Raw genomic sequence first — 12,544 nt, 5'->3', positions numbered from 1 at the left:
TAGTATTATCTAATGCGAAATTTCCAATTTTAAATTCCTTCTGTAATTTTAATCTTAGATATTGGAGTGGCTCATTATATTGTTTTGGTGCAATCGTCTTGACATCGTCTATAGTCTCTTCCAAATTAAAATAGGTATAGTTATCTATATTAGATAAATCTAAGGTAGCGTTTAACCATTTTTCTGATTTCAGGTTGAATTTTAACTGTTGTGTGTTTACATTACTAAAATCATCTAAATTATACCAATTATAATTTATGTAATCACTTTGATATAACAAGTAATTATAATTGGGCAGTCTAGAATTTATTGCAAGTCCACCAGATAGAGCAATGTCCTCATTCAACTTAAAATTTAACATCCCTTCTAAATAACTCCCCACAAATGTATCAGAAAGATTTAGGCCTCCCTTACCTGTTAAATTAAAACCTTTATAGGTTTTTGAGTATTCACCCTCTAGCCCCAGATAGTTTGACTGAATCCTATTTGTAATCGTCTCACCATTCAACAATACAATACTATTATAACCATAATTAAGATCTGTATAATTTACAGCAAGTGAAATACTACCTATAACATTGTTAGTATAATTTAATCCAAGCGCGGTTTTAAAATCCTCTAACTTTACTTTATCCTTAATACTATTGGCAAAGGCATCACCAAAAAAACTAGTGGCAGAAGTTGTTTGACTATACTGATAATTTTTATCTTCTAAAGAAATCTTATTAAAGAGCCTAATGTTATTATCAGCCAAAGAGTCTTTATTTTGTAATATTCCATAAGAATGCTCCAAATAAAACCGTTTACCTTCTAATATATTTTCCGCATCCTCAAATGCCGGATCAAATACAGAACGGTCTAAAAATTCTGCAATACCAGAAGTGAAATTATCTAAATCTTCTGTTTCTAAACCACCGTTCTCTTGATTAAGCAAATCTTGCATTACCACATAACCTTTAGCTTGGTATCTTTCATTCTTTGATTTATATCTTGACGTAAAACGAAAATTCCCAGTACTCGTCAATGCGTTTTGATAATTCCCTAAGGACCTTAGTCCTTTATATGCAAGTGAAAAATTAAATTGTTTAGAAAGGTTTACTGTAAAGAACGCATCTAAAAGTTGACCTTGTTCAAATGCTGTCTTATAAGTTAAACGTGTCCATGGAGTAGGAACTTCATAATACATAATATCGTCATGTTCAAAATAATTAAAATGACGTGCTCTAGCACCAAATAATGGTGACGTATTATTATCCCAAGAATCAAAACTAAGCGTATTATAAGTTTGCCCAATATTAGCAAATGGCATTAGTTCAAAATTATCTTTCTGAAGATAGTTGAACTTGTAGTTTTTTTTAATGGTTAGCGTTGTATCAACTTGTATAGAATCTAATTCATTATTGAATTGTAAATACATATCTATAGATGCTAACTCCTTAAATCCTTTAGATTTTTTAGTCATAGAACTATCCTGCCCTCCAGTATAACTTTTACTAAGTTTAGTTTGAGAACTCAATCCTACTGTAAATAAACAAAATACAATTATGTATATAAATTTGATCTGCATGTAATACTATCTAGATTTGAAACAAAGTAAACTATAAATTATTGTTTATGAATGAAAAATTACAATTTACTTAACATAAAAAAGACCAACAGTTATTATTGTTGGTCTTTTTATTCAAATATTATTATTGAATTTATTCAATAATGATCTTTTGAGATGTCATATTATTTCCTTGAGAAATATTTGCAATATATACACCTGAAGCTACTCCTCTTAAATTTACAGTTTCGTTAAATCGAACTGAATCACTATCAAATGCGTTATTATAAACTAAGCGTCCACTAATATCATAAATATCAACTTTAACATCACCACTATTAGTTAAGCTAGAATCAAAACTAATAGTAAACTCACCTTTATTCGGATTAGGATATACCACTAAACTATTAGAAAGCTCATTGTCGGCAGTTCCTAATGTAAGATTATTTCCAGTTATAATTAATGAAAAATCCTGGTCCTTAGGGTCAAAAAATCCACCATCTTCACTTTGCAATGATCCTTTATGAGTTACAGTTAAAGTATAGACCCCTGCTGAGGGAGCATCAATTTCAACAATCTCTATGTTATCTGCAGTATTATCACCTTTTGAATTAGAAAAACCAGCCGTTTCAGAATAATCCAACTTCCATGGAAAATAAGTTACTCCATCCTTAGAGATTCTTAAATCCAAATCATTAACCAATCTCGGAGTCGCATCATTTAGAGTACCATTATTAATACCACCAGACATATCTGTCCAGGAAATAGTAGCTTTTAATTTATCACCTGCTTGCGCTGAGAATGTCATCTCAAAAACTTCATCTTGCGACAAATTATCTTCACTTATTAAAGCCTCACCTGTTGTTCCATCTAAGATTGTTTCAGCAGAAGCTTTGGCATCTAGAAAACCCCAGCCAAATTTAGGGTCTGGACCTGCAGCTGCAATATCATCAACAGCTGTGTGGCATACTAGCCCTTTTAAAGTCGCTGAGTTCATATACTCGCTATGCAATTGACTATAATATTGTTGTAATAACAATAATGTACCAGTTGTGTTAGGCGCAGACATTGATGTACCAGTATAAGTTGCATAAGTATTACCAGGAGTTGGTGAATATAAATTGGTACCGTCTGCTGCAATATCCGGTTTAATTCTTAAATCATCCGTAGGTCCTTGACTACTACTTGGATTTATAAGTAAAGTTTCTAATTCATAAGTAAATAACGTTAAAGAAGGATTAGCATTTGCAATAACCAAATTGTTTTTGGCATTTTTATCTGTAGTTAACTTATCATATCCCGAAAATAATCCTCCTGTATACGATGTGGTACCAGAATTACCTGCAGATGCCACAATTAAATATTTTGGATTAGCTCTAGCTATATCATCAATATCTTTTGAATCTTGAGAATAAGCCCCCATATACCATGCTGGCAATAAATCACCAGAAGTACTTTGAACTGGAACACCATATGAATGGTTAGACAAAATAATTGGGTTGGTTACTGCATTAACAGCAGCAGTCATTTCAATTTCATCGTTATTCCAATTATAGGATTTCACGGTAACTTTAGTTGCCATACCTTTGGCATTCGCATCAACACCTTTAGCCGCTATAGTCCCAGATACATGTGTTCCATGAAAACTATAAGAACCCGAAGAATCATCAACAATAGCATTATCTATTATTATAACCCGTGATTCTGTATCTGTACTATTTTGAAACTCAGGATGCGTCAAATCAGCCGGACCACCATCCCATACTCCAACCGTCATACCGTCACCATCAAGATCTAAACCTAAACTTCCGCCTGTTTGAAGATGCGATGTTTTAGTCGCTCTGGATGCCTCTAAATTATAAGTACTTCTATACAACACGACTCCATCTCTTACATCGTAAATATGCGTAATATTAATACTATCTTTTATAGTAACCTTAGTATTAGGATGAGATTTCAAATGGGCTTGAACTCTAGAACTTCTAGCTTGTTCTTGAGTCTCCAATCTATTTAATAATTCTAAGTTTTGCTTAGATAACTTAGCTTTTTCCAAATTCTGACTATAGCCAATATTTAGCATAAAAAGGAAAGCAATTAGGGGTAAACAATTTTTCATAACAATTTTTTAGTAATTTTTTATCACGCAATATACAGTAATTTTGATTTATTTCATAAATACTTATTCAATAAAAAAGCCACCATAAAATATGGTGGCTTTAAATAATATAAAGAATAATCTATATTAATCTACAGTAAACGTAGACGAAGAACTTGAACTAGTTAAAGTAACAGGCTCAACATAAACGGTAGAACCAGAAGTTACAGTATAAGTACTTCCACCATCACCGTAAGAATCAAGAACTGCAATTCCATATGATCCTGCTAATAAACATACTTCAGTATCAATTGTAGTATTAGCTAAACCATCATAAGTTCCTCCAGAAAAAATAACCGTTGGAGTCCCAGACAAATCATATAAGTCCCAAGACGTTTCCTCTGGCCAATCATCTGTAGTAATAGATATAGTAGCGTAGATATTAGGACAAGCTTCAGCTACAGTAATTAAATACCCAGTACTAAAATCTAAACCTTCTACACCTGTAAAATTAACATACAAAGATTTATCAGCTTCATAATAATTCATTGTTTCATCATCAGTAATAGTTACTGTAAACGAACCTTCATTAGTGTTAGCAGGAATAGTTACAGTACTAAAACTATAAGGACTTGTTAACGTTGTTGCATCTGCATCAGCTTCAACAGTATAGGTACGATCTTGTCCAGACACTTCACTTGCGTATACCATTATTTCAAGAGTAGACGACTGATCTTGTTCAACAATAACTTTAGTTGGTCCTAATTCAAATCCAACATAGTCACTTAATGACGTTGAATCATCATGCTCACAATTAAACATTACTACTGCCGTGAACATTGCAATATATTTATAATATTTTTTCATTTTATAAAATTTTAGTTTTGACTAGTAATACTAGGATTATTATCTATTTCAACTTGTGGAATCTGAAAAGAAATCTCATCAGAATCATAAGCAAAAGACTCACCAGCTCTGTACACGTGATTAGTACCTCTTGTAACTGTTGCTTCGTTACGTTTCATAGCATAATAGCTTTTACCTTCACCCCACATCTCAATACGAGTTTGTAAGTAAATTGCATCAATAAGAGCTTGCCCCGATAATGCATTAACATAAGTAGAAGCCTCTGCACTTCCAACACGATCCGTCATTATTTCCAATAAAATAGATTTTGCTGTTGACTCATCTCCTGTCTTAGCAGATGATTCTGCACTTAACAAATACATTTCTTCAGAACGCATAAGAATTAAATCTGTTGTAATAATATACTGTCCTGCAACAGATCTACCTGGATCAAAAAACTTATTAATTGGTTGTAATGGAGCAGCACCTGTACCAAATTGCGTTTTTCTGATATCGTTATCAGAAATCTCAGAATATAATAAATCATCTATAGATTTAGTATCTCCAGCCCACGCATAACTATAAGTAAAGTAATCCATTTGTCCCCACCAATCAATTAATTGGTGTCCTAAATCTTCAGTTAAATCATAGCCCCAAATCCAAGAAGCAGTACTAATATCATTAAAACCAGAACCAGTACCAGGATATGCTAACTGAGCAGTTGTAGTAAGTGGGTAAACACTAGTAACAGCATCTGCTAAAACTTTAGCATCCGCATAATTGCCCATTGCAGCATACGTATAAGCTAAAAGACCCTGTGAAACAGATTTATCCATTTGATTCTTAGCATCACGAGTATAACCATCTAACAATTCAATAGAATGTGTTAAATCAGAGATAATCTGATCATAAATTACAGAAGCTTCTACTTTAGCTAAGCTATACGTATCTATGTTATAAAATGGCAATACTTCTTGATCTGGATCGTATGCTCTTTGAAAGAGTTGTACCAGATTGAAATATGCATATGCACGATATGCTTTAGCTTGACCAAGGATACGTTTTGATTCATCAGTATCAGGCTCAGCCTCATTACCACCACTATTCTCTATAACGTCATTAGCTATCTTAATAATTCTGTAATAATATTCCCAAATAGTTGAGTTTGTATCATCGGTATAGTCAATAGTAGCGGTCATATTTGCAGGTGCATTATACCAACCGTATGCACTAGCTGATAATGCAACATCACCACATACAATATCTGTCCAAATATCAACACCTTTCTGACCAAAGTCATCATGACTATCACCTGTGATACCATACGGTTCAATAATTAAACTTGTAATACCATTGAGGGATCCATCTAATAATGCCGTATACGTATTAGAATGTTCTGAAATACCCTCGGCAGTTAAAACACTAGTGTTCTCACCATCGATAAATTCCTCACTACAACCCATAAAAACTAATGAGCATAGTGCGATCGAATAAATAAACTTTTTTTTCATAATCATTTTTTTTTTTTAAAATTCAATTTTTGCACCTAAAGTAAATGCAGTTCTAGGCATATAAATACCAGAATTTGAAGACCCTATAAAAGTTGTCGGATTAAGACCGCTTCTTGCAGATAACATCATAACATTATCACCTGTAATAAAAATATTGAAACGTTTCAAATTCATAGCTTCGACAGCATCATTTGGTAAAGAATAGCTAATTTTTATATTGTTAAGAGAAAGGTAATCCGCTTTTGTTAAAAAACGAGATGATGCAGAAGCATAGTTAACATCCGTAGAATAACCAGCAGACAATCTTGGAATATTAGTAATATCTCCTGGTTCACTCCAAGCATCCGCAGCATCTGAATGGTAATTGTTTGTACCAATTAAACTTCTATTATTCATAAGCGTTGCATAACCATTATCATAAACATAGCCACCAATACTATACCCAAACTGAGCAGATAAATCAAAGTTCTTGTAACCCGTATTTAAACGGAAACTACCTCTAATTTTTGGAATAGCCGATTTACCAACATAAGCTTCAGTAGCACCTAATGAAGACTCATCAGAATAAGCATATGTAGAAGTAACTGTCTTAACAATATTTGCATCAGGATTATCTGCCTTATATTGTGTTAAACTAGAAATACTAGCATCTCCATTTGCAGCGTTAAATATCCCATCACCATCAACATCATTAAAATAAGCGTACCATAATCCAGCACCAGTCGCAGGATCAACTCCAGCCCATTCTCTTAAATACCAGTCATATATTGATCTTCCTTGAGACAAATCATCGTCAGTGTCAAGAATTTGTCGCTCACCCGTAATAAAATCATTTGGCATCTGAGTAATTTCATTATCAAAAATTTCACCATTTACATTAAATGATAATCTAAAGTCTTTATGGTTTTTGATTACATGAACCTGAGCATTAAACTCAAAACCTTTGTTTCTCATTTCACCATCATTATATCTAATAAATGCATCACCAGGAGATGTAGGTAAAGTTTGAGTAAAGAATAAGTTAGTTGTATTCTTCACATAATAATCAATATCTAAATCTAAATACCCATTAAACCAAGTCGATTCTAAACCTACCTGAGCAATCTTCGACGTTTCCCATGTTAATTCAGGATTTGCGGCCTCACCACTTGGAGAATAAGAAATAGAACCATCTGCCGTAGTATTAATAGTAAAGAAATTATAACCATATAGTGTATTAACACCTTGATCACCAATAATACCGAAACTTCCTTTTAATTTCAAGTAATCCATAAAATCTACACCTGAAAAGAAGTCTTCATTAGAAATTACCCATCCTAAACCAACAGATCCGAAAGTTCCCCACTTATCTTGAATAAATCTAGATGAACCATCACGTCTTACTGACCCTGTAAAGAAGTATTTTTGATCATAGTTATAATTTACCTGTGAAAAATAACTATCTAAACTCCTTCTTAATGTATAATTACCTGCTTTACCAAAAGCTGTTGTATACTGATCTAAACTAGTAGATCGAGGTATAATAGCTGTTTGAGCAGCAGCAGATAATTCAGTAAATCTCTGAACTGTAGATTCATGAGCAACAAAAGCCTCTACATTATGAGCACCGAATTGCTTACTGTATCTAAGCATTTGTAAGAAATTCTGATTAATGTTTGTTCTTTCTCTTTTAAACAAATAACCTTGACTAGACGCACCACTACCATAATATGGGTTTTGCATAGACGTGTAATTTGTGGTATTAAGCTGACCACTATAACGTGTTTCAAATTTTAAATTTTCCGTAATATCGATACCAACGTTAAAGTTACCTAACATAGTATTAACATCCGTTCTAGCCAAATCGTAAGTAGCATCACCAATACCATTGGTAGAGTTCCATGCTCTTCTTCCATAAGTAGCACCATAATCAAACTGGTAACCACCATATATAGGATCTTCAACCAAAGCACCGTTATCATCTCTTAAATATACATCGTATATTGCTGGAGTTGAACTTGTTAAAGCAAATATATTCCCTGAACTACCAGAAGAATTTTCAGAACTTGAAGAATTCTCATACTTACTTCCTGTGAATGAAATATTAGCACCAACTGTTAACCAATCTGCAGGCTTATCTTCAACGTTTAAACGCGTTGAATAACGATCATACCCAGAATTAATGGTAAACCCTTCATCTTTTAAATATCCAAATGATGTAGAAAAACGAGTTCTTTCGTTTCCACCACTAAGCTGAATATTAGCTTCTGTTCTAATCCCTGTACTAAAGGCAGCGTCAGACCATTTAGTCGGCGTATAAACACGATTTACACCAGAATTAAACTCACCTGTAGCAGGATTAATTAAGTTAGCTCCGTCAGTATCCCATATGTTATAATGACTATTAATACCTTCTGTGGTACCATATAAATTAGCACTTGCCCAAGCCGCAGGATCAGATTCACCTTGTAAAGCCCCTTTGTTTTTAAGTGCTTGCCAAGATAATTCAATATACTGCTCTGGCGATTCAACAACATCATACTGAGGCAAAAGCAGTGTATTAACACTTGTTTTGAAATCTACAGAAACAACTGTTTTTCCAGATTTACCAAGTTTAGTTGTTATTACAATAACACCATTTGCTCCTCTAGAACCGTAGATAGAAGTCGCAGCAGCATCTTTCAATACTGTCATACTCTCAATATCCGCTGGATTAATTGAAGAAAGATCACTCGCATACGGAGCACCATCTACAATATATAAAGGATCTGAGTTTCCATTTACAGAACCAAAACCACGAATTCTAATTGTTGCATCTGAACCCGGCGCACCATTGTAAGATATAACATTTACACCCGCAACCTCACCTCTAAGAGCTTCAGAAACGTTAGAAACAGCTTTTGCTTCCACATTAGCAGTTTCAATTTTCGTAGCAGTACCGGTAAAAGCATCTTTTGTTGTTGTACCATAACCTACTACTATAACTTCATCTAGAGTACTTGCATCCTCTAAAGCGACGTCATAAGTACTACCAGAACCAATAAGAACTTCTCCAGGCTCCATACCTACATAAGAAATTACTAAAATATCCCCTTGATTGACTTGAATGGTATACTTACCATCAAAATCTGTTTGTTGACCTCTAGAGGTCCCTTTTACAATTACACTTGCGCCAGGAAGGGGTAAACCATCCGCTACTGTTGTAACTGTACCTGTGACAGTTTTCTCTTGTGCAAAAGAAAATTGCATCACGAACGCCATAAAAAGCGTTAATAACCATGTTAACTTTAATTTCATAAAACAATTATTTGAGTTAGTCTAATTGCAAACATCTTAATTTTATATTAAATAACCAAGTGTTTTTGCTAAAAAAATGTTAACAACGTTACGATAATGACAACAACTCGTAAAATTCATTTTTCCTTTGTTTAAAACCATAAACTCACTACTTAGATGCAGAATATGTAAAAGGGTTGCGTTAAAATTTTAACTTTGTTTAAAAATTAACGTTTTGGCTTTAAAATTTCAATTTTCAACCTTTATATTAGAATGTGGTACGGACGAAGCTGGCAGAGGTTGTTTAGCTGGTCCGGTAACAGCCGCAGCTGTCATCTTACCGCTATCTTTTAAAAACACTTTATTAAACGATTCAAAACAGCTTTCTGAAAAAAACAGAATGTTATTAAAACCTATTTTAGAACAGACTTGTGTCTCCTATGCTGTGCAACATATTTTTGAAGCTGAGATCGACACTATTAACATATTAAACGCTTCAATAAAGGCCATGCATGGAGCGATTTCTAAATTAAAAACAACCCCTGAATACATTATTGTAGATGGCAACAGATTTAAACCCTTTGAAAACATTCCGCATTCTACAGTAATAAAGGGAGACAGCAAGTATCTGAGTATTGCGGCCGCGTCTGTTTTAGCCAAAACCTACAGAGATGATTATATGGAAAAGATACATGACGAATTTCCCATGTATAATTGGAAACAAAACAAAGGTTACCCAACAAAAGAACACCGAGCTGCCATAAAAAAATACGGCATAACCAAATATCATAGAAAATCATTTAGATTATTACCTGAGCAATACAAATTGGATATATAACTTTTATATTTGTAAATTAAATTTTTAATCTAATGAAGCGACTTGGTTTTTTATTAATAGTATTCACATTTGTATTTGCATGCCAAAAAGACTACAACAAAACCAAACAACCTTATAAATTTATTCCAGCGGAAACATCTACAATTATCCGTATTAATGAGCTCAACGATTTTGTGAATAGTATTGAAAATAATGATGTGCTCTCCAACCTATATAATAAAGAGCTGAAACATGCTGTTTTATTTCTCAATCATCTGAACACAACCGAGCATGTTTACATCTCATCTCAAGACTCAAATTTTCTCATTCTTACCGAAAACGATAGTTCGCTCTTTGTCTTAGACTCTATTAAGAATATTATTTCAAAAACTTTGACCGATGTAAACATTGAAGAAACTCAAATAGACGATCAAACCATATACCATAAGATTATAGGCAACACTTTTGCAGGTTCAAATAATTTAGACCTTTTAAAAACACTCAATTCTGAAAATGAAAACACTAAACTTAGTCAATTAATTGAAACGACAGATGAAAAATCCGTGGCTTCCGTCCTATTTAAATCAAAGGAGACTAATTATTCTAAATTATTGTTTTCTGAGATCGTAAATAAAGACAATTCAAGCTTTACCGTTTTAGATTTTGATTATGTAGAAAAAGGATTGCATTATAATGGTATACTCACCTCTATCGATTCAACCACAAACTATCTCGATAGCTTTAAAAACACGATACCTCAAAAAACAAACACTCCCTCAATTGCTCCTTATAATACGGCATCTCTATTGAGTATTAGTTATGACAATTTTTCCGTATTCAGTAAAAACAATCAAGCAGAGGATAGTACAGCACTAGATTCTAAAACGTTTTTGAATTTCACAGATGAAATCGCATTAATTGACGATGTTTTAGCTCTCCATTCATTAGATCCAAATTTAATTATTGAATCTATTGAAGATAAATCTTTTTCTGAATCCTTTAGGGATATAGATATCTATGAATTTGGTGATTCTAACATCTTCAAAACTAACTTACAGCCATTTATTAGCTTTGAAAATGCTAATTTCTTTTCTGTTTTTGAAAATTTTATTGTGTTTTCTCATTCTACCGAAACTCTAAAGTCTATTTTAACTTATGCTTTAAACGAAAACACACTTATTAATTCCGATGCCTTCCAAAGTATCAGTGAGAATTTAAGTGATGAAGCATCGTTATTTATCTTTAAAGATTCTGATGAATTATCAACAGTTCTTGGTCATACAATGACAGGTTATAACGCCAATGCCGTACAATTTATACGTGAGGATAATTACACACACATCAACGGAGTTATTCAGAAATTCAAAAAAAGAGCAGCAACAAATTCGGTTTCAGAAACCTTTACCACACAACTCGAAGCAACGGCTTTAACAGCACCTCAAGCCGTGAAGAATCACGTCTCCAAAGCTCATGACATCGTAATACAAGACGTTAACAACACACTTTACCTTATCTCTAGCACTGGTAATATTCTTTGGAAGAAACAACTACAAGGTAAAATTTTAGGCCAGGTTGAGCAGATTGACATGTATAAAAATGGTCGTTTACAATTAGCGTTTACAACGCCTAACCGACTTTACATTTTAGACCGAAACGGCAACGATGTTCCCCCTTTCCCTTTAAAATTTAACGACGCCATTACCCAACCGCTTTCGGTTTTTGATTACGACAAACGCAAAGACTACAGATTACTTGTTACTCAAGGTAAAAACCTCTTGATGTACAATGCAAAAGGACAGTCTGTTGGCGGCTTTAATTATAAGAGTAGTGACGCTGACATCGTATCGCAGCCAAAACATTTTAGAATTGGTACTAAAGATTATATCGTATTTGGAGCCGGTGAACATCTTAAAATTTTAAACAGACAAGGAGCTGTTAGAGTTGACGTAAAAGATAAGATTCGTTTTTCGGGTAATGAGGTTTATCTCTACCAAAATAAATTTACTACAACCAATACGTTAGGCCAACTCATCCAAGTAGATACTAGAGGAAATTTAAGCACGCAAAACCTAAATCTTACAGATAAACACAAAATAGCCACCACTAGTAAAACTTTAGTTTCCTTAAGAGAGAATAGATTAATTATTAAATCGAGAACCCTAGATTTAGATTATGGTGACTATACAGAGCCGAGAATCTTCTATTTAAACGATAAAATTTACGTAACCACCACAGATTTACAATCTAAAAAAGTATATCTTTTTGATAGTCAAGCCAAATCTATTCCTAATTTCCCTGTTTTTGGCACATCAGCCGCAGTACTCGAAAAATTAGATAACGATAGAGGTTTGGAATTAATCACACAAAGCGATGATAAAACTGTAGTGGTTTACAAATTACACTAAAAGCAATCCTATTTTAGGGCTATTTTCAATAAGAATACATCCTACTTTTGTAGTTTTGCATATTCAAAA

At 33.3% G+C, this 12,544-nt stretch carries 7 protein-coding genes (1 of these 7 only partly in view); 2 read left to right on the top strand and 5 right to left on the bottom strand.

The annotated features are described in order from the left end of the window. The 5 genes from KO515_RS13605 to KO515_RS13585 all read right to left on the bottom strand — a co-directional run. Positions 1–1,567: the 5' portion of a putative porin gene (locus KO515_RS13605; protein WP_215936878.1), read on the bottom strand. It extends 383 nt beyond the left edge of the window; the window shows 1,567 of its 1,950 coding nt (coding positions 1–1,567); its start codon is at positions 1,565–1,567; the stop codon falls past the left edge of the window. Between the two features lie 133 nt (positions 1,568–1,700). Next, a complete protein-coding gene (locus tag KO515_RS13600) occupies positions 1,701–3,662 on the bottom strand; it encodes a S8 family serine peptidase (protein WP_215936877.1) in 1,962 nt (653 codons plus the stop codon). Between the two features lie 126 nt (positions 3,663–3,788). Continuing rightward, positions 3,789–4,508 carry a hypothetical protein gene (locus KO515_RS13595; protein ID WP_215936876.1) on the bottom strand — a complete coding sequence of 240 codons (720 nt, stop codon included), beginning with the start codon at positions 4,506–4,508 and terminating at the stop codon, positions 3,789–3,791. Positions 4,509–4,519: 11 nt separating this feature from the next. After that, entirely contained in the window at positions 4,520–5,998 is a 1,479-nt protein-coding gene (locus KO515_RS13590) for a RagB/SusD family nutrient uptake outer membrane protein (RefSeq protein ID WP_215936875.1), read from the bottom strand. 15 nt (positions 5,999–6,013) lie between these two features. Beyond that, a complete protein-coding gene (locus tag KO515_RS13585; RefSeq protein ID WP_215936874.1) occupies positions 6,014–9,274 on the bottom strand; it encodes a SusC/RagA family TonB-linked outer membrane protein in 3,261 nt (1,086 codons plus the stop codon). Positions 9,275–9,488: 214 nt separating this feature from the next. Between KO515_RS13585 and KO515_RS13580 the strand changes: the two genes are divergently transcribed. Both KO515_RS13580 and KO515_RS13575 read left to right on the top strand, forming a co-directional pair. Further along, the gene (locus KO515_RS13580) at positions 9,489–10,091 is read left to right on the top strand and encodes a ribonuclease HII (RefSeq protein ID WP_215936873.1); all 603 of its coding nucleotides are present in this window, start codon (positions 9,489–9,491) and stop codon (positions 10,089–10,091) included. A gap of 32 nt (positions 10,092–10,123) precedes the next feature. Next, positions 10,124–12,475, top strand: coding sequence for a ribonuclease HII (locus tag KO515_RS13575; protein WP_215936872.1), 2,352 nt, complete (start codon positions 10,124–10,126; stop codon positions 12,473–12,475). Positions 12,476–12,544: the final 69 nt, after the last annotated feature.

Source organism: Winogradskyella psychrotolerans (assembly GCF_018860545.1).
GTDB lineage: Bacteria > Bacteroidota > Bacteroidia > Flavobacteriales > Flavobacteriaceae > Winogradskyella > Winogradskyella psychrotolerans_A.
Note: the sequence above shows the minus strand (reverse complement) of the source record. Positions and strands in the feature narration are given on the sequence as shown.

Excerpts from the sequence above, each read along its gene's own strand:
- KO515_RS13600 (WP_215936877.1), bottom strand. The coding sequence starts at position 3,662 with ATGAAAAATTGTTTACCCCTAATTGCTTTCCTTTTTATGCTAAATATT.
- KO515_RS13595 (WP_215936876.1), bottom strand. The coding sequence starts at position 4,508 with ATGAAAAAATATTATAAATATATTGCAATGTTCACGGCAGTAGTAATG.
- KO515_RS13590 (WP_215936875.1), bottom strand. The coding sequence starts at position 5,998 with ATGAAAAAAAAGTTTATTTATTCGATCGCACTATGCTCATTAGTTTTT.
- KO515_RS13585 (WP_215936874.1), bottom strand. The coding sequence starts at position 9,274 with ATGAAATTAAAGTTAACATGGTTATTAACGCTTTTTATGGCGTTCGTG.
- KO515_RS13575 (WP_215936872.1), top strand. The coding sequence starts at position 10,124 with ATGAAGCGACTTGGTTTTTTATTAATAGTATTCACATTTGTATTTGCA.